This window comes from Flavobacterium sp., from assembly GCF_046293665.1.
Taxonomy (GTDB): domain Bacteria; phylum Bacteroidota; class Bacteroidia; order Flavobacteriales; family Flavobacteriaceae; genus Flavobacterium.
In genome coordinates, this window is record NZ_JBKBOL010000002.1 from 240,700 (window position 1) to 259,292 (window position 18,593).

Annotated in this window: 19 protein-coding genes and 4 tRNA genes; 21 read left to right on the forward strand and 2 right to left on the reverse strand. The window is 35.7% G+C overall.

Annotated elements, in window-relative coordinates; translation table 11 throughout:
• The first annotated feature begins 98 nt into the window (after window positions 1-98).
• The 3 genes from ACK4R1_RS05510 (at window position 99) to ACK4R1_RS05520 (ending at window position 5,516) form a co-directional block, all read left to right on the forward strand.
• Complete coding sequence (locus tag ACK4R1_RS05510) at window positions 99-1,955, forward strand: S8 family serine peptidase (RefSeq protein ID WP_409684502.1); 1,857 nt, start codon at window positions 99-101, stop codon at window positions 1,953-1,955.
• Window positions 1,956-2,060: 105 nt separating this feature from the next.
• Window positions 2,061-3,992 (forward strand): putative porin, encoded by a 1,932-nt coding sequence (locus ACK4R1_RS05515; RefSeq protein ID WP_409684504.1) that lies wholly within the window; start codon window positions 2,061-2,063, stop codon window positions 3,990-3,992.
• A 162-nt stretch (window positions 3,993-4,154) separates the two neighbouring features.
• Window positions 4,155-5,516, forward strand: coding sequence for a pyridoxal-phosphate dependent enzyme (locus ACK4R1_RS05520; RefSeq protein WP_409684506.1), 1,362 nt, complete (start codon window positions 4,155-4,157; stop codon window positions 5,514-5,516).
• A gap of 50 nt (window positions 5,517-5,566) precedes the next feature.
• Here ACK4R1_RS05520 and ACK4R1_RS05525 read toward each other — a convergent pair whose 3' ends face one another.
• Both ACK4R1_RS05525 and ACK4R1_RS05530 read right to left on the reverse strand, forming a co-directional pair.
• Window positions 5,567-6,370, reverse strand: a complete 804-nt coding sequence (locus tag ACK4R1_RS05525; RefSeq protein ID WP_409684508.1) for a choice-of-anchor J domain-containing protein — start codon at window positions 6,368-6,370, stop codon at window positions 5,567-5,569.
• A 194-nt stretch (window positions 6,371-6,564) separates the two neighbouring features.
• The gene (locus ACK4R1_RS05530; protein WP_409684510.1) at window positions 6,565-8,214 is read right to left on the reverse strand and encodes a PNGase F N-terminal domain-containing protein; all 1,650 of its coding nucleotides are present in this window, start codon (window positions 8,212-8,214) and stop codon (window positions 6,565-6,567) included.
• A gap of 57 nt (window positions 8,215-8,271) precedes the next feature.
• Between ACK4R1_RS05530 and ACK4R1_RS05535 the strand changes: the two genes are divergently transcribed.
• The 18 genes from ACK4R1_RS05535 to rplL all read left to right on the forward strand — a co-directional run bounded on the left by ACK4R1_RS05535 (window position 8,272) and on the right by rplL (window position 18,507).
• Window positions 8,272-9,540, forward strand: a complete 1,269-nt coding sequence (locus tag ACK4R1_RS05535) for a DUF2851 family protein (protein WP_409684512.1) — start codon at window positions 8,272-8,274, stop codon at window positions 9,538-9,540.
• A 3-nt stretch (window positions 9,541-9,543) separates the two neighbouring features.
• Window positions 9,544-9,771 (forward strand): PspC domain-containing protein, encoded by a 228-nt coding sequence (locus tag ACK4R1_RS05540; RefSeq protein WP_409684513.1) that lies wholly within the window; start codon window positions 9,544-9,546, stop codon window positions 9,769-9,771.
• On the forward strand, window positions 9,768-10,649 hold the full coding sequence (locus ACK4R1_RS05545; protein WP_409684515.1) for a ComEA family DNA-binding protein: 882 nt from the start codon (window positions 9,768-9,770) through the stop codon (window positions 10,647-10,649). Before ACK4R1_RS05540 ends, ACK4R1_RS05545 begins: the two co-directional genes overlap by 4 nt.
• Window positions 10,650-10,680: 31 nt before the next feature.
• Window positions 10,681-11,850 carry an acyl-CoA dehydrogenase family protein gene (locus tag ACK4R1_RS05550; protein ID WP_409684517.1) on the forward strand — a complete coding sequence of 390 codons (1,170 nt, stop codon included), beginning with the start codon at window positions 10,681-10,683 and terminating at the stop codon, window positions 11,848-11,850.
• Between the two features lie 281 nt (window positions 11,851-12,131).
• Window positions 12,132-12,326, forward strand: coding sequence for a 30S ribosomal protein S21 (rpsU, locus tag ACK4R1_RS05555; RefSeq protein ID WP_409684519.1), 195 nt, complete (start codon window positions 12,132-12,134; stop codon window positions 12,324-12,326).
• 69 nt (window positions 12,327-12,395) lie between these two features.
• Window positions 12,396-13,292, forward strand: a complete 897-nt coding sequence (locus ACK4R1_RS05560) for a tyrosine-type recombinase/integrase (RefSeq protein ID WP_409684521.1) — start codon at window positions 12,396-12,398, stop codon at window positions 13,290-13,292.
• 32 nt (window positions 13,293-13,324) lie between these two features.
• Window positions 13,325-13,627 (forward strand): ribosome hibernation-promoting factor, HPF/YfiA family, encoded by a 303-nt coding sequence (gene hpf / locus ACK4R1_RS05565; RefSeq protein ID WP_409684523.1) that lies wholly within the window; start codon window positions 13,325-13,327, stop codon window positions 13,625-13,627.
• 91 nt (window positions 13,628-13,718) lie between these two features.
• A tRNA-Thr gene (locus tag ACK4R1_RS05570) sits at window positions 13,719-13,792 on the forward strand.
• A 30-nt stretch (window positions 13,793-13,822) separates the two neighbouring features.
• Window positions 13,823-13,904 (forward strand) — tRNA-Tyr (locus ACK4R1_RS05575).
• Between the two features lie 228 nt (window positions 13,905-14,132).
• Window positions 14,133-14,204, forward strand: a tRNA-Thr gene (locus ACK4R1_RS05580).
• A 55-nt stretch (window positions 14,205-14,259) separates the two neighbouring features.
• Window positions 14,260-15,447: an elongation factor Tu gene (gene tuf, locus ACK4R1_RS05585; RefSeq protein ID WP_121311676.1), complete on the forward strand. Its 1,188-nt coding sequence runs from the start codon at window positions 14,260-14,262 to the stop codon at window positions 15,445-15,447.
• Window positions 15,448-15,504: 57 nt separating this feature from the next.
• Window positions 15,505-15,575 (forward strand) — tRNA-Trp (locus tag ACK4R1_RS05590).
• A gap of 17 nt (window positions 15,576-15,592) precedes the next feature.
• Window positions 15,593-15,790 carry a preprotein translocase subunit SecE gene (gene secE / locus ACK4R1_RS05595; protein WP_409684525.1) on the forward strand — a complete coding sequence of 66 codons (198 nt, stop codon included), beginning with the start codon at window positions 15,593-15,595 and terminating at the stop codon, window positions 15,788-15,790.
• Window positions 15,791-15,800: 10 nt separating this feature from the next.
• Window positions 15,801-16,352, forward strand: coding sequence for a transcription termination/antitermination protein NusG (gene nusG, locus ACK4R1_RS05600; RefSeq protein ID WP_176305763.1), 552 nt, complete (start codon window positions 15,801-15,803; stop codon window positions 16,350-16,352).
• A gap of 64 nt (window positions 16,353-16,416) precedes the next feature.
• Complete coding sequence (rplK, locus tag ACK4R1_RS05605; RefSeq protein WP_121311673.1) at window positions 16,417-16,857, forward strand: 50S ribosomal protein L11; 441 nt, start codon at window positions 16,417-16,419, stop codon at window positions 16,855-16,857.
• Window positions 16,858-16,865: 8 nt separating this feature from the next.
• On the forward strand, window positions 16,866-17,555 hold the full coding sequence (gene rplA, locus ACK4R1_RS05610; RefSeq protein ID WP_162127315.1) for a 50S ribosomal protein L1: 690 nt from the start codon (window positions 16,866-16,868) through the stop codon (window positions 17,553-17,555).
• A 23-nt stretch (window positions 17,556-17,578) separates the two neighbouring features.
• A complete protein-coding gene (gene rplJ / locus ACK4R1_RS05615) occupies window positions 17,579-18,079 on the forward strand; it encodes a 50S ribosomal protein L10 (RefSeq protein WP_409684528.1) in 501 nt (166 codons plus the stop codon).
• 53 nt (window positions 18,080-18,132) lie between these two features.
• The gene (rplL, locus tag ACK4R1_RS05620; protein WP_409684530.1) at window positions 18,133-18,507 is read left to right on the forward strand and encodes a 50S ribosomal protein L7/L12; all 375 of its coding nucleotides are present in this window, start codon (window positions 18,133-18,135) and stop codon (window positions 18,505-18,507) included.
• Window positions 18,508-18,593: the final 86 nt, after the last annotated feature.

Below are 18,593 nucleotides of genomic sequence, written 5' to 3' on the forward strand. Positions count from 1 at the left end.
TTTCAAAATTCAGTAATTTATAAAAGCTACCCCATGTGGGTAGCTTTTTTTTTAAATTATATTTTTATATTTGTTACTTAATTAAACTTCTTCTCTAAATGAAATATTTTTTATTATTACTAATTTCTTTTTCTGGTTTTTCTCAAACTGTTTCAGACAGACATAAAATTATGGCCAAATATGACCAGGAGAAAATAGCGCTCTTGAAAAGCAAAACGGCTACCTACTACAAATCACAACAGTCATTAATTGAAAAATATAAAAAAGACTATCCCTATCTAGAAAGTGAAAATAATCTTTTGCAAAAGTTTGATAATGGTTTTCCTTTGTTTTATTCTGTTTATAATCAGGGTTCTGCAATTACCTTATCTGCTGAAAAGTTGTATCCTGGCGGGAGTCTAGGGTTGAATTTAACCGGAACAGGAATGGTTTGTGGTATTTGGGATGGTGGAAGAGTTAGAGACAATCATCAAGAATTAACAGGTGGAAAAATAATTTTTGGAGACGAAAACCCTACATTAAGTGACCATGCAACGCATGTAGCAGGAACAATTATTGCTACAGGCGTTAGCCCAACAAGAAGAGGTATTGCATATGATGGTATTGCACTAACTTATAGTTTCGCAGGCGATTATCCTGAAATGTTAACATTTGCTGAGAATGGTAATATTGTCTCTAATCATTCTTATGGCTATATTATAACTAATTTCCCAAACTGGAGGTTCGGTTCTTACGACATATCATCCATAGAGATTGACGATGCATCTAATGCTTTCCCTTATTATCAAATGGTCATTGCAGCAGGGAATGATCGAAACTCTACAACAACTCCTCAGGTTAATTTAAAAGGAGGCTATGATATGTTGACCGGTGCTAGTGTTTCTAAAAACAGTATCGTTGTAGCCGCTGTAAATGGAGTGCCTAATTATCTTGATGAATCAAGTGTTATCATGTCTAGTTTTAGTAATTTCGGTCCTACAGATGATGGTAGAATTAAACCGGATATTGCTGCAAAAGGTGTAGCAGTTAGTTCTTGTACAGGTCCTGCAAACAACTCTTACAGTTCTTATCAAGGAACATCTATGGCAACACCTGCAATTACCGGAATGATCTTATTATTGCAGCAGCATTATAATAATTTGAATGGAGAGTTTATGAGAGCTGCTTCTGTTAGAGGTTTGGTATGTCATTCTGCAAGAGAAGCCGGCATGAATCCTGGTCCGGATTATGAATATGGTTGGGGATTAGGCAATGCTGAATTAGCTGCTGAAATTATTTCAAATAAAGATGTTTCAACGTTACTAGAAGAGAATACACTCTTGAATACACAAGTATTTACTAAACAAATTTCTATCAATTCAACACAAGATATTAAAGCTACCATCTGTTGGACAGATCCAACAGGGTCGGCAAATGCCTCAGGAGATATTGATAATAGAACTCCAAGATTGAGAAATAATTTGGATTTGAAAATCTTAAAAGATGGTGTAGTTTATTATCCTTGGAAACTTGACCCAACAGATCCTGCAGCCGGAGCAACAAATGATTCTGATAACAATGTTGACAACATCGAAAAAGTAGAAATTTTTAATGCTGAACCCGGAGTTTATACCATTCAAGTTTCGCACAAAGGCTCGTTGTTAGGCGGGTTACAAAATTACTCCCTTATAGCCAATGGTGTAGAAGGATTAAATTTGAATACCAGAGATTACAATTTAGATGATAGTATCTTTGTTTACCCAAATCCTGCAAATAATGTTTTAAACTATAACATAAAAAACAATATTGAAATCTCGTCAATTAATATTAATGATATTTCAGGAAAAGAAGTTTTCAGAAACGCAAACTCAGCTTCTAATTCAGCTATTGATGTGTCTAATTTAGCTTCAGGAGTTTATTTTATCACATTCCAATCTGATAAAAATTCTGTAACCAAGAAGTTTGTCAAAGAATAATTTTTTCAACATAAACATTGTAAAACCATCTCCGTAAAAAGGGATGGTTTTTTTATGATTTTATTACAAATAGTTTTGTGTATTTTTGCCTTGAAATTTATTCAAATGAAAAATTTAATCATAGCGGTCTTTTTATTGACTTTTGTTTCAATGTTTTCTCAAACGAGAACAACTGGAACGCCCAAAGACAGCAATACGAATGAAGGTACACAAAGCAATACTCCAAAAGCCACTTTTGACCAATATAGAATTATCAGTTTACAAAGAGATACTACCTATGTGGATACTTCGTTAACCATCAAAAAAGAATACGAATACAACTATTTGCGTAAAGATATTTTCGGATTACTGCCTTTTGCCAATGAAGGACAAACTTACACCGTTTTAGATTATAGCTATAAAGAGTTTTCTTCCTTTCCCGAAATAGGTTTCTCCGGAAAACATTTCAATTACATGAAGCCTGACGACATAAAATACTATTCTGTCGCAACGCCTTTAACCGAGCTGTATTTCAAAACGGTAATGCAACAAGGACAATCCATTGATGCCTTTATAACTGTCAATACTTCTGAACGATTTAACCTGTCTGTGGCGTTCAGAGGTTTGCGTTCTCTTGGGAAATACATCAATCAATTATCCAGTACCGGAAACTTCCGATTCACCTCAAGCTATAATACTTTAAACAAAAGATATTACCTAAACTTCCATTTTACAGGACAAGATTTTCTCAATGGTGAAAATGGCGGTATTACAACTTTAGAAGATTTTGAAGGAGAAGATGCTGCTTTTCAAAACAGAGCCCGATTGGAAGTTTATTTAAGAGATGCTAAAACATTCATGAAAGGCAAACGATTCTTCCTCGATCATAATTTCAGAATCAATCCAAAAGCCGGAGACAACAATCTTTATCTAACGCACCAATTCAACTACGAAAATAAATTCTTCGAATACAATCAGCAAACTGTGCTTTCAACAGTAGGAGATGACCAAATTTATCGCTTCGGTAATGCATTCGTGTCATCGGGGATTAATGACCAAACCCGTTACAACCGAATGCACAATAAAGTCGGAGCTGTTTATGAAAACTCACTACTCGGTAAATTCCAATTCTTTGCCGAAGACTTCCGATACAATTATTACTACAACAGGATTTTAATATTGGATTCAGGTGTTGTACCAAGTTCAATCAATGACGAAATTAGCACCGTAGGCGGACAATATGAATACCGAAAAAACAAATGGAACGGAACATTTACTTATTCCAATTCTATCTCAAATCAATCGCTGTCTAATTTTGACGCCAAACTGACCTACAAACTCAACGATAAAAACGAGTTTTTGTTCCAATACCAAATGCTGAACAAAATTCCGGATCATACATACAATTTGTACCAAAGCAGTTTTATTCACTACAATTGGTACAACAATTTCAAAAACGAAAAAATCAATAACCTCCAAGCAACCGCCAAAACCCAATGGTTCGACGCTTCTTTACAAGTAAGTTCACTTAACGATTATCTCTATTTTGGCAATGATGCCACCGATCCGCAGCAACAACTAGTAAGTCCAAAACAATACAACAAAACCATCAATTATTTATCTGTAAAAGTCAGCCGCGAATTCAAATGGTGGAAATTAGCGTTAGACAACACCATTTTATACCAACAAGTTGATCAAGAAGACGATGTTCTCAACGTACCACAAATCGTAACCCGAAACTCGCTCTATTTTACCGATTATTTCTTCAAAAAAGCCTTGTATCTGCAAACTGGCTTTACCTTTAATTATTTCACAAAATACTACGCCAACGATTACAATCCCGTTACCGCCGAAGCTTTTGTGCAAAACCAAAGAGAGATTGGCGAGTTTCCAATGGTCGATTTTTTCATCAACGCCAGAGTACGCCAAACCCGAATTTTCTTCAAGCTTGAGCATTTAAACTCCAGAATGACGGGCAATGATTTCTATAACGCGCCCAATTATCCGTACCGAGATTTTATGATTCGCTTCGGATTGGTATGGAATTTCTTCCAATAGGAACGAAAGGCTCGGGCTTTATCAGTAAAGGCAATTCCTGCTATCCGCGCTACAAGGTAGCCGCTACTATCAGGGTTAAAGGATAAGCCATTTCAATTTTTGTAAACAATATTATATTCGATACCTTTACAAACTCAAAAAAAACATAAAGCAAACTTCATAATGAACTACGCAGAAAACATATTAGGAACTATCGGCAATACGCCTTTAGTCAAGTTGAATAAAGTCGTAGAAGGCATCGACGCTTTGGTTTTGGCCAAAGTAGAAACCTTCAATCCGGGCAATTCTACCAAAGACAGAATGGCGCTCAAAATGGTCGAAGACGCCGAAGCCGACGGAAGATTAAAACCGGGCGGAACCATCATAGAAGGAACTTCTGGCAATACCGGAATGGGTTTAGCCTTAGCAGCCATCGTAAAAGGGTATAAATGTATTTTTGTCATCACCGACAAACAATCCAAAGAAAAAATGGACATTCTTCGTGCCGTTGGCGCAAAGGTAATTGTGTGTCCAACCGATGTAGAACCAACTGATCCGCGTTCCTATTATTCAGTTTCCAAAAGATTAGGAACAGAAATCCCAAATTCATGGTACGTCAACCAATACGACAATCCAAGCAATGCATTGGCTCATTATGAGCAAACCGGACCGGAAATCTGGGAACAGACCGATGGGAAAATCACACATTTCGTAGTAGGAGTAGGAACTGGCGGGACCATTTCGGGCATCGGAAAATACCTAAAAGAGAAAAATCCAAATATCAAAATTTGGGGAATCGATACTTATGGTTCGGTCTTTAAAAAATACCATGAAACCGGAATCTTTGATGAGAACGAAATCTACTCTTACATTACTGAAGGCATCGGTGAAGATATTTTGCCAAAGAACGTTGATTTTTCTATCATCGATGGTTTTACCAAAGTAACCGATAAAGACGCCGCAGTTTACACCAGAAAAATTGCTTTGGAAGAAGGAATTTTTGTAGGTAATTCAGCTGGTTCTTGTGTCAAAGGGTTGCACCAATTAAAAGAACATTTCACCAAAGACGATGTAGTCGTAGTGTTATTCCACGACAGTGGAAGCCGTTACGTAGGGAAAATGTTCAATGACGATTGGATGCGAGAAAGAGGTTTCTTAGACGAAGAAATCACCAAAGCTGAAGATGTTATCAAAGACCACAAAGACAAACCGTTGGTAATTGTGCGTACCGAAGAATTAGTATCACACGCTATCGAACGTTTGAAAAAATACAACATCTCACAAATTCCGGTAATTGATACCACAGGATTCGTAGGAAGCATAGATGAAACCGATTTGTTCAGAAGCTATGTTGAAGACAAAAATATAGCTGAAAAGCCAATCAAAGATATTATGGGTAAGCCTTATCCAATTGTAAATGCCAATGCGCCAATAGAAGAGATTTCTAAATTAATCAATAAAGACAATCAAGCAGTCTTAGTCGATTTGGGTAACGGAAAACACCATATTATCACGAAACACGATATTATCAGTTCTATAAAATAAAAAAAAGTCTCGTTGAAAAACGAGACTTTTTTAATTGAAATAGATTTTCGCTAAATTTTTATAACTTTTTCAGTTTTTACTCTTCCATCAGTAGAGGTAACTTTGGCAACATATGATCCGTTGGCTAATTCAGTCAAATCAATTTGATTAGAATTAGCAACGGTTTTAACCAAATTTCCTAAAATCCCGTAGATTTCAATAGTTGCAATAGATGCCGTACTGTTAACATTCAGGATGTTGTTGGTCGGATTTGGATAAAATGATATAATGGCATTATCAAAACTTGGCGTAGACAAAGTGCCTGTTACATTAACATTATCAATAAACCAATTGTCGCCGTCATCTTGTGTCATTACAAAAGCAATGTAAATTTGTTGACCGTCATAAATTGACAAATCCACAGTTTTCAAATCGCCTGGTTGTAATGCAGGAGTAGCAATAGTTGAGAAGTCGCTTTCAAAATAACTTTCAACAATCTCAAAATTAGAATGTCCTGTAGGTAAAGTGGTAGAAACCCTGATAGTATACTCTGTTCCGTATTCAGGAGTGTATTGCTGACCACCATAAAAAGTCAACGTGCTCTCGGTATAATTTGTTAAATCAACCAAAGGAGTGATTAGCCAGTCTTCTGCTAAGCCACCATTCACATCTTCATATCTAACAAATGCAGATCTCGTTGGAGAAAAACTACGAGCGGTTGCAGTAGTCCAGTTTTGAGCTGATCCTATACCATTTGCTCCAATAAAGGTTGTCCAGCCTGCTGGCAATGCTGCGTCTGCATCAAAGTTTTCGCTTAATTGGCCGTACGAAAAAAAGCCAGACAAAATAAATGCTAAAAAGTAAATTTTTTTCATAGTTAATTGATTTAAAGTTGATTGATTCAAAGATATTGTTTTTTTTAATTTTATTGATACATAAGATGCTTTTTTTCTTATAAATTTTTAGTAAAAATTTACTATTTGTCTTTTTTTAATAAAAATAACTTCACAAAAAACTTAAATCATAATGGTTAAAATTAATAAATTAACATTTTTACAGATTAGAGTTGTTATTCCCCAATCAAAACTCCCGAAACATTCCAAGAACTAAAACTACCGCCTTCCGGTAAACCTTGAGGAATTTTGATTTGTATTGTATGTGTTCCGGCTTCTAAATCACCTAAGTCAATAAAGATAGGATTCGTGACTGTTCCCGGACACCAATTTGACCGACTGTAATCAGAAGAAGATAATCCATTAGAAAAATTTCCAGAAGCAGGATTCGACAATCGATAAGAACCACAATCTTGTCGCCAAGGGGTGAAACTGAATGTTTCTTTTCCGTCTAAATAAATGGAATTTTTCTTAGGCACAAATTCATCGCCATTTTCCCAACCACCATGGCCTGTAGTGATATAACGCAGTTTACAATTCTTCATCGGTTGGTTTAATTTAAAAGTGACTTCCAAACCTTTGTCGTTGTTGAACATTGTACCATATTCTTGTCCGGCCATTTCCATGATGTTATTGGTGCAAAACAAAGGAATTATTTGTGTTGGCTTTACTTTAGTTTCTTCTTCCGTATGGATAGTAATATTTGCCGAAACTTTATGACCGCCTTTGTCATAGTTGCCAATGTTAATGCCAAGCCAAACTTCTTTGTCACTCAATAAACTTCTCAAATCTGAAACATCTTGACGGTATAAAACATTTTCAGCCCAAATCTTGTCTTTCAGTTGAAGCGTGTTGTATTGCTTAACACCAAAAGGCGTAAAGAATCGCATTAATTCCACTACAGGATTATAATTGTCAGAGGCAATTACACCTTGGTATTCTTTGCCGTTGCCATTAGTATAAATAGGTAAAGTTTTAGCGCCATCTTGCAAACCGTTCAAAAACGATATTTCTTTGTCAGTTGGAATCATAAAAAAAGAACCGGTTCGGTCATAAGCATCACCATTAGATTGCTCTGTAACATCGACAAAAATCTGACTACCGACTTTTATCTCAGGAAATTTGATTTTTCGTACCGCTATCGTTCCATTGGCAAAACGCAATATACTGTCATTCGATTTATATTCATCCGAAAAATTGATGATTTGGTCTTTGAAAACTGGAATCGTAGTAAATCGGCTTTTCCAAAGCAAATCTTTGTAAGTCAATCCGTCAACTATTTTTTTAGGCGATTGAACGGTCGGAAAGGATTTTATTTTTTCCACTTTAGTAGCGGCAATCACAAAGTTACCGTTGCGAACCATTTCTAAAACCAAACCTAAATTTTGTCCTAAAACCGTTGGTGAACCTTTTACTTTTAAATCTGTTGTATACCAAAACTCAATAGTATTCGAATTGACAATAGCTTTTGCTTTTTTACAGTGGTAACCCAAAATTTTCTTGGTGTCATTTAAATAGTCAAAAGTTTGTTTAGACAATGAAACACTATCTTTAGTTGCAATAACTTCAGATATATTTAAAGTAGCTGTTTGATAAAAAGAATTGGTTTTTCGGTCAACAGTTGTTTCTTCAAATGGAAATCGGGCTTTTTGATTTCTAATAGTTTCTGTGCTAAGCAATGTTTGATTGGTGTTAGCAAAAACCAAAACTGCCTCCTGATTTTCTAACAACTTTCCGTTAGAACTTTTCAAATAAGTAATCTTAAAATTTTGGGAAAATGTGTTTCCTGAAATAAACAGCATGAAAATAAAAAGTAATTTTTTCATTACAAAATGGTTGTTTGTAAAAGTAAATTTCTTACTTTAGTTTAAAAATTTAGAATTGTGAAAGAAGATTTTCTTCATTATGTATGGCAATATAAGAAGTTTGATTTTTCCAACCTAACTACGGTTTCAGGAGAAGCACTAACGATTGTCAACGCAGGGCAATATTTGAAGCAATCCGGTCCCGATTTTTTTAATGCTCAAATAATTATTGGTCAACAAAAATGGGCAGGTAACGTCGAAATTCATTTAAAGTCATCTGATTGGTATTTACATCACCATGAAAATGATTCGCATTATGATAATGTAATCCTTCATGTGGTTTGGGAACATGATGCGCCTATTTTCAGAAAAGACAATTCAGAAATTCCGACTTTGGCACTAAAAAAATATGTCGTTAAAGAGATTTTGGGTCAATATCTATCATTGGCAATGCCAAAATCGTGGATTTATTGTGAAAATCAAATTGATCAAATTGAGGAGTTTGTCTTTCAAAATTGGCAAGAGCGATTGTTCTTTGAACGGCTGGAAAGAAAAGCCACTCCGATTCTGGAACTTTTGGAGGAAACCGATAACGATTGGGAAGCGGTTTTATTTTATATGTTGGCCAAAAATTTTGGACTGAATACCAATGGAGAAATCTTTTTAAAGATGGCCAAGTCTATTCCGTTTTCTGTCATCAGAAAAGAATGTTTTGAAGTCGAGAATTTGGAAGCGCTACTGTTAGGCAAAGTAGACTTGTTGCCAATGGATGTGGAAGATTTTTATGGTAAAGATTTACAAAATCGATCAACATATATCACGCAGAAATATCAACTAAAAAAAATAGTCATTGAACCGGTACAGTTTTTTAAACATCGCCCGGATAATTTTCCGACGATCCGTTTGGCGCAATTGGCGATGTTGTACCACAAACAACAAAACTTATTTTCAAAAATTATAGCCACACATTTACGACTCGATTTTTATAAACTGTTTGAGGTTGGCGTTTCTTCTTATTGGGAAAGTCATTATCAGTTTGATAAAGAAAGTCCAAAAAAGAAAAAACAATTCTCCAAATCTTTTATTGATTTGTTGGTGATTAACACCATTGTTCCTTTGCAATTTGCTTATGCTAAAAGTCAAGGTAAAGAAATATCAGAGCAACTTTTGCAGTTGATGGAAACTATGGCGCCCGAAAAGAATATTATCATTGAAAAGTTTTCTAATTTTGGCATCAAGTCAAAGAATGCCTTTGAAACACAGTCGCTTTTACAACTGAAAAAAAACTATTGTGACCAAAGTAAATGTTTACAATGCGCCATTGGAAGCCAACTTTTAAAAAATTAACAAATGTCACCGGTAATACAACTAAAATACTTCTTCGAAAAACACGGTTTTCACGTTTCGTCTCGCTTGGCTGACAGGCTTGGAATGCGGGCTTCAAATGTGCGTTTGTTTTTTATTTACATCACTTTTGTCACTGCCGGATTGTGGTTTGGTGTTTATCTCACTTTGGCATTTTGGATTAAGTTGAAAGATTTAATTAGAGGCAAACGAACTTCAGTATTTGATTTATGACAAATGATAATTCCATCTTGCAATCGATTTTAAGTTATTCGAAAAGTCAACGAATTGGAATTGTACTGCTTTTTACGATTATTATAATTTGTCAAGGATTTTATTTTTTTTGCGACTTTAAAACTTTTGATGATTCCGGTAAAGACAAAGCCAATTGGCTGGCCAATCAAAGCGTGATTGACAGTCTCAAACTACTCGACAAAAATTACAAACCCAAAATTTATCCATTCAATCCCAATTTTATTACCGATTTCAAAGGCTATAAACTTGGCATGTCTGTAGCAGAAATAGACAGACTGTTAGCTTATCGAAAACAGAATAAGTTTGTCAATTCAGCTGAAGAATTTCAAGCGGTAACTAAAGTTTCAGATTCCTTGTTAAAAACCATGTCGCCATATTTTAAATTTCCGGATTGGGTGAAGAACAAAAAGGAATACCGTTCGAAATATGCCAAAAATGAAATCCCAAAAACCGAGAAAATCATTATTCTCGATATTAATGAGGCGACGAAAGAAGATTTGATGAAAATCTACGGTATTGGCGATAAAATTTCGGACAGGATTTTGGAACAGAAAAGCAAGTTTGGCGGATTTGTATCGATGGAACAAATGAATGATGTTTGGGGATTGTCGCCGGAAGTCATTGAGCGTTTGAATAAGCATTTTGTTGTAAAATCGACTTCAACTATTAAAAAGATTAATATTAACAATGCTTCTGTCAAAGAGTTATCCCAATTTCCTTTTTTCAGATATACTTTGGCTAAAGAAATTGTAATTTATAGAAGTATGAATGGCGATATCAAAATTGAGGATTTAACAAAAATTAAAGGTTTTCCCGTTGATAAGATAAAAATAATTGCCTTATATTTGGAATTCTAAAAAAATAGCTTAAAAAAGTAGCCTTATTTATATGAATTCAACATATTTTACAGAAGAACACGAATTGTTTAGGAAGAGTTTGCAAGATTTTTTGCAAAAGGAAGTAGTACCACATATTGAAAAATGGGAAAAAACAGGTACGATTGAACGCTTTATCTGGAAAAAGTTTGGCGATATGGGCTTTTTCGGGCTAAATTATCCTGAAGCTTATGGCGGTTTGAATTTGGATTTGTTTTACACAGTAATATTTTTAGAAGAACTCCAAAAAATAAAATCTTCCGGTTTTGCCGCGGCCATGTGGGCGCATGCTTATTTAGCCATGACGCATTTAAATGCCGAAGGCGATGAAAGAATAAAACAAGATTATTTGACACCAAGTATTTCAGGTGATAAAATTGGCGCTTTATGTTTGACCGAACCTTTTGGAGGAAGCGATGTTGCAGGAATGCGAACAACGGCTGTCAAAAAAGGAGATAAATATATTATCAATGGCTCTAAAACCTTTATAACTAACGGCGTTTATGCGGATTATTATGTAGTGGCGGCAAAAACAAGTCCGGAGTTAGGCAATAAAGGTATCAGTATGTTTCTGATGGATACCAATTTAAAAGGAATTTCTTCTACCAAGTTGGATAAATTAGGTTGGAGAGCTTCAGATACTGCCGAGATATCTTTTGACAATGTTGAAATTCCGGCAGAAAATTTAATGGGTGAAGAAGGGAAAGGATTTCCTTATATCATGCAACATTTTGCTTTGGAAAGATTAATTATGGCAATAAACGCGCATGCAAGAGCCGAGTATGCAATTGAATATACCATTGACTATATGTCGCAAAGAGAAGCCTTTGGTAAAACGATAAACAAGTTTCAAGCCCTACGCCATACGATGGTAGATCACGTTACCGAAGTGGAACATTGTAAGTTGTTTAATTATGCAGCCACAGCACGATTGAATAATGGTGAGTATGTAGTAAAAGAAGCAACTATGGCCAAATTAAAATCGACGAAAGTCGCTGATGAAGCCATTTACAGTTGCTTGCAAATGTTAGGCGGTTACGGCTATATGGAAGAATATCCATTGGCGCGCTTGTTAAGAGATAGTCGTTTAGGACCAATTGGTGGTGGAACTTCAGAAATTCTTAGAGAGATTTTATCTAAAATGATTATTGACAAACAGAGTTATCAGCCGGCGGTGAAGTAATACTGTTAAAGAGATAAGGGAAAAGGGATAAGTAGTTAAGAGTGCTTGTCCCTTTCTCTTTTAACTTATTCCTTCTTCTGCGTGAGGGATAGGAGTGGAAATCCTTTTACAAAGTAAAAGATTGTAGCGCATAGCCCGACGGTGGCTCTGGCGGATGTTATTGTTTAGGGAAATTGTTGTGGCCACCGGCACGCCCAAAAAAAATAATTCGTAATTCGTAATTTGTAATTAAAAAATTATATTACTTTTGCACCCACTAAATGAGAGGAGGTGTCTAAATTATGTTGATTATACCAATTAAAGACGGAGAAAACATTGATAGAGCATTAAAGCGCTACAAGAGAAAATTCGATAAAACCGGAACTGTAAGACAACTTAGAGCGCGTCAGGCGTTTACTAAGCCATCTGTAGTTAGAAGAGCGCAAGTTCAAAAAGCTGCTTACATTCAAAATTTAAGAGACAATCTAGAAGGATAGTTAATTTCCTTATAAGATATAACCGCTGATGATTAAAGTTTACTAACTTTGATGTCAGCGGTTTTTTTTATGGAAAATTTTAAAAATAAGTTTGAGGATTACTTACTGTTAGAGAAAAAATATTCTTTGCATACGGTGACCGCTTATATTAATGATATTGGCTTCTTTGAATCGTTTTTATCCGAAGCATTTGATGATAATAATTTAATTACGGTAAACTACAATCAAATTCGTGCTTGGATAGTTTCGCTTTCGGATGATGGGATTTCGAATTCTTCGATTAACCGAAAAATATCTTCTTTAAAATCGTTTTACAAGTTTTTGCTAAAAACCAAGCAAATTGAAACGAGTCCGTTGTTGAAGCACAAAGCTTTGAAAGCGCCAAAAAAATTACAAATTCCTTTTTCTGAGAAAGAACTCGATTTGGTTTTAAATCAAATAGTCTATACAGATGATTTTGATGGCATGCGAGACAAATTGATAGTCGATTTATTCTACACCACTGGAATTCGCAGAACGGAGCTTATTAATTTGAAATTACAAAACATTGATTTATCTAACAGTACATTGAAGGTTTTGGGGAAAAGAAATAAGGAAAGGATTATACCGATTTTACCGGTGGTAGAAAATCAAATAAAATTATATTTAACAGAAAGGTCACGTTTACAAAGCATTGTAGATGGCGAGTATTTTTTCTTACTGTTAAAAGGCGTTAAATTGAATGATTCGTTTGTTTATCGTTTAATAAATTATTACTTTAGTAATGTCTCTGAGAAGGTAAAAAAAAGTCCGCACATATTAAGACATACTTTTGCGACTCACCTTCTTAATAACGGAGCAGATATAAATTCGGTTAAAGAATTATTAGGACATTCTAGTTTGGCCTCAACCCAAGTCTACACTCACAGCAGTTTAGCGGAACTTAAAAAAGTGTATAGTAGTGCTCATCCGAGAAACAAACAATAATTCTACAATGTTTAATCATTAAAATTTTAATTATGAAGGTAAATGTTCATGCAGTAAATTTCACTGTCGACAGAAAGCTGGTTGATTTCATCCAAGAAAGATTAAGTAAACTTGAAAAATTCTACGATAAAGTTGTTTCGTCAGATGTTTTTTTGAAAGTTGACAATACGAGTGAGAAGGAAAATAAAGTTGTAGAGGTAAAAATTCATGTCCCGGGAGATGATTTTATGGTAAAAAAACAATGTAAAACATTTGAGGAAGCAGTGGAGTTATCTTCTGAATCTTTGGAAAGATTGTTGGTTAAAAGAAAGGAAAAAATCAGAACACATATATAAGAGAAATTTTTTTCTAAAAATGTTTTGATTAAAAGATAAAATCCATACATTTGCAGTCCGTTAGAAATAGCGGACTTTTTTTATTGTGTATGCCAGCGTAGCTCAGTTGGCTAGAGCAGCTGATTTGTAATCAGCAGGTCGTGGGTTCGAGTCCCTCCGCCGGCTCAATTTTAGGGATAAAACGTAAGAAAAGTGGGGGAGATACTCAAGCGGCCAACGAGGGCGGACTGTAAATCCGCTGATTACATCTTCGCAGGTTCGAATCCTGCTCTCCCCACAAAGTTTTTGAAAGGCATTTTCTGAAAGCTCGCTTTTGAGAAAATGAAATTCAAAAACTTTGGATAAGGCAACGCCTTATCAGGATCACAAGTTTGCTTGTAATCCTGAATTAAGAAACCTTATCAGGATTATCGTCTAAAAGGCGCTAATCCAACAAGATTGGAATTTAGAAATGTGAATTTGGTTTTTTCTGAATTCTAAGGTCTAACTTCTGGACTAGGCAAAAGCCGACTTAGCTCAGGGGTAGAGTGCTTCCTTGGTAAGGAAGAGGTCACGGGTTCAATTCCCGTAGTTGGCTCAAAATTGTAAAATTTGAACACTAATATATAAACTAAGATTAAAAATTAAGTAAAATGGCAAAAGAAAATTTTAACCGTAACAAGCCCCACTTAAACATTGGAACAATTGGGCACGTTGACCACGGAAAAACAACTTTAACTGCAGCGATCACAAAAGTATTGTCTGATGCAGGTTACTGTCAAGCGAAATCATTTGATCAAATTGATAACGCTCCAGAAGAAAAAGAAAGAGGTATTACAATTAATACTTCACACGTTGAGTATGAAACTGCTAACCGTCATTACGCTCACGTTGACTGTCCAGGTCACGCGGATTACGTTAAGAACATGGTTACTGGTGCTGCTCAAATGGACGGTGCTATTTTAGTAGTTGCTGCAACAGACGGACCAATGCCACAAACACGTGAGCACATCCTTTTAGGACGTCAGGTTGGTATTCCAAGAATCGTTGTATTCATGAACAAAGTGGATATGGTTGATGATGCGGAATTATTAGAATTGGTTGAAATGGAAATCAGAGATTTATTGTCTTTCTACGATTATGATGGAGACAATGGTCCTGTAGTTCAAGGTTCAGCTTTAGGTGGGTTGAATAATGATCCAGCTTGGGTACCAAAAATCATTGAATTGATGGAAGCTGTTGATAACTGGATTCAAGAGCCAGAAAGAGATGTTAACAAACCTTTCTTGATGCCGGTTGAAGACGTATTTACAATTACAGGACGTGGAACTGTTGCTACAGGTCGTATCGAAACTGGTATTTGTAATACAGGTGATCCAGTAGAAATCATTGGTATGGGTGCTGAGAAATTAACTTCTACAGTAACTGGTATCGAAATGTTCCGTCAAATCTTGGATAGAGGTGAGGCTGGAGATAACGCAGGTATCTTGTTAAGAGGTGTTGCTAAAGAAGATATCAAAAGAGGAATGGTTATTTGTAAGCCAGGATCTGTAAAACCACACGCTAAATTCAAAGCTGAGGTTTATATCTTGAAAAAAGAAGAAGGTGGTCGTCACACACCATTCCACAATAACTACCGTCCACAGTTTTACGTACGTACAACTGACGTAACAGGAGTTATCTCTTTGCCAGCTGGTGTAGAGATGGTAATGCCAGGTGATAACTTAACTATTGAAGTGTCTTTGTTAAGTGCAATCGCTTTGAATATCGGTTTACGTTTCGCTATCCGTGAAGGTGGTAGAACAGTGGGTGCCGGTCAGGTTACTGAAATTTTAGACTAATTATCTAATTAAATATATTACCAGTGTCGTTTTATAACGACACTGGTTTTTAATGAAACGGGCGTAGTTCAAGGGTAGAATAGCGGTCTCCAAAACCGTTGATGGTGGTTCGAATCCTCCCGCCCGTGCAAAAAAATAATTTACAATGGCAAAAATTGTTAACTATATATCAGAAGCATTTGAAGAATTGAAAACAAATGTTACTTGGCCGGAATGGGCTGAAGTTCAAAAGTACACTATTATAGTGGCTGTATTTTCAATTGTTCTTGCTCTAGTAACTTGGGGTGTTGATGAAGCTTGTGCAAAAGTAATTGCCGGTTTCTTTAATTGGTTAAAACCTTAATTTTTCTGAAATGGCTGATATTAATGTAAAAAAATGGTATGTCGTTAGGGCTGTGAGCGGTCAAGAGAATAAGGTGAAAGCCTATATCGAAACCGAAATTAACAGATTAGGCATGGCAGACTATATCTCTCAAGTACTTGTTCCAACTGAGAAAGTGGTGCAGGTTAGAGACGGAAAAAAGATAGCTAAGGATAAGGTGTACTTTCCTGGTTATGTCATGATTGAAGCTAATTTAGTTGGAGAAATTCCACATATTATTAAATCGATTACTGGTGTAATTGGTTTCTTGGGTGAAGTAAAAGGAGGAGACCCTGTGCCGTTAAGGTTATCAGAAGTGAATAGGATGCTAGGAAAAGTGGATGAGTTGGCTGTGAATACAGATACCCAAAACATTCCTTTCAATATAGGAGAAACAATTAAGGTTATTGATGGTCCTTTCAATGGTTTCAACGGAACTATTGACAAAATCAATGAAGAAAAGCGTAAGCTGGAAGTAATGGTGAAAATTTTCGGAAGAAAAACACCATTGGAATTGAGCTTCATGCAAGTTGAAAAAGTATAATTTGTTACACTATTATAAACCGCAAACGTTTGCTTCCACAGACCGCTGCAAATTTTATTAAACAATGGCTAAAGAGATTAGTAAAGTAGTTAAACTACAAGTTAAGGGAGGTGCTGCGAACCCATCGCCACCGGTTGGACCTGCTCTGGGAGCTGCTGGTGTTAATATCATGGAATTCTGTAAGCAGTTTAATGCTAGAACCCAAGATCAACCTGGCAAAGTGTTACCGGTACAAATTACCGTGTATAAAGACAAATCTTTCGATTTTGTTGTAAAAACTCCACCTGCTGCAATTCAATTATTGGATGCTGCTAAATTAAAATCTGGTTCAGGCGAGCCTAACAGAAAAAAAGTTGCTAGCGTAACTTGGGATCAAATTAAAGCTATCGCCGAAGATAAGATGGTTGATTTAAATGCATTCACACCTGAAAAAGCTATGAGCATGATTGCTGGAACAGCTAGATCTATGGGTATAACTGTAACTGGAGATTCTCCTCTAAAATAAGGTAAGAAATGGCAAAATTGACAAAAAAACAAAAAGAGGCTGCTGCAAAAATTGAGAAAAACAAACTGTATTCACTAAAAGACGCTTCGTCTTTATTGAAAGTTGTTGCTTCTGCAAAATTTGACGAGTCTGTAGATATTGCTGTTCGTTTAGGAGTTGATCCAAGAAAAGCAAATCAAATGGTAAGAGGTGTTGTAACCCTTCCTCATGGAACTGGTAAAGATACTAAAGTATTAGCTTTAGTAACTCCGGATAAAGAAGCAGAAGCGAAAGCTGCTGGTGCTGACTATGTAGGATTAGACGATTATCTTCAAAAAATAAAAGATGGTTGGACAGATGTTGATGTAATCATCACGATGCCGGCTATCATGGGTAAATTAGGTCCGTTAGGACGTGTATTAGGTCCAAGAGGTTTAATGCCAAACCCTAAAACTGGAACAGTAACTATGGAAATTGGTAAAGCTGTTGCTGAAGTAAAAGCGGGTAAAATCGACTTTAAAGTTGATAAAACTGGAATCGTTCACGCCGGTATCGGAAGAATTTCTTTCGAAGCGGATAAGATTGTAGATAACGCTCACGAGATTATTCAAACATTACTTAAATTAAAACCAACAGCAGCTAAAGGAACATACATCAAGAGTATTCACATCTCTTCTACTATGAGCCCTGCTATCGCTTTAGATCCTAAAGCAGTATAATTGGTAGTTAAACATATTTTATTATGACAAGAGAAGAAAAATCAATCGCGATAGAAGATTTAACTGCAAAGTTGGCCGAAAGTAATATTGTATATATTGCTGACACCTCTGGGTTAGATGCAGAAACGACTTCAAACTTAAGAAGAGCTTGTTTTAAAGCCGGAATTAAATTAGAAGTAGTTAAAAATACTTTGCTTGGAAAAGCAATGGAAGCTTCAAGTAATGATTATGGTGATTTGTCATCTGTGTTAAAAGGAAACTCTTCCATCTTTATCGCAGACATCGCAAATTCACCGGCAAAAATCATTAAAGACTTTAGAAAAAAATCTGACAAGCCAGCTTTTAAAGGAGCTTATATCAACGGTGAAATTTACATCGGCGATAACCTTTTAGATAGCTTAGCTTCATTGAAATCTAAAGAAGAAGTTATTGGAGAAATCATCGGATTACTTCAATCACCTGCGAAACGTATTATTTCAGCGTTGTTGAACAATGCAGAAAGCAAAGGCGAAGCCGCAGAATAATTAGAGCAGACTAAAAAAATAATAATTAAAGAACATTTTAAACGATAGAAAAAATGGCAGATTTGAAACAATTCGCAGAACAATTAGTTAACCTTACAGTAAAAGAAGTTAACGATTTAGCTACAATATTAAAAGATGAGTATGGTATCGAACCAGCTGCTGCAGCGGTAGTAGTTGCTGCTGGTGGTGGTGATGCTGGTGCTGGTGCTGAAGAGCAAACTGAATTCACAGTAGTATTGAAAGATGCTGGTGCTTCTAAATTAGCAGTAGTAAAAGCAGTTAAAGAATTAACTGGTTTAGGCTTGAAAGAAGCTAAAGATTTAGTTGACGGTGCTCCATCAAACATCAAAGAAGGAGTTTCTAAAGCAGAAGCTGAAGGTTTGAAAAAATCTTTAGAAGAAGCTGGAGCTGTTGTTGAGTTAAAATAATCCAACACCGGTTTTAGAACTAGGTTTAGGCCTTGGACAAACGCGTCCAAGGGCCTAAACCATTTTTCGTATAATAAAATTATAGA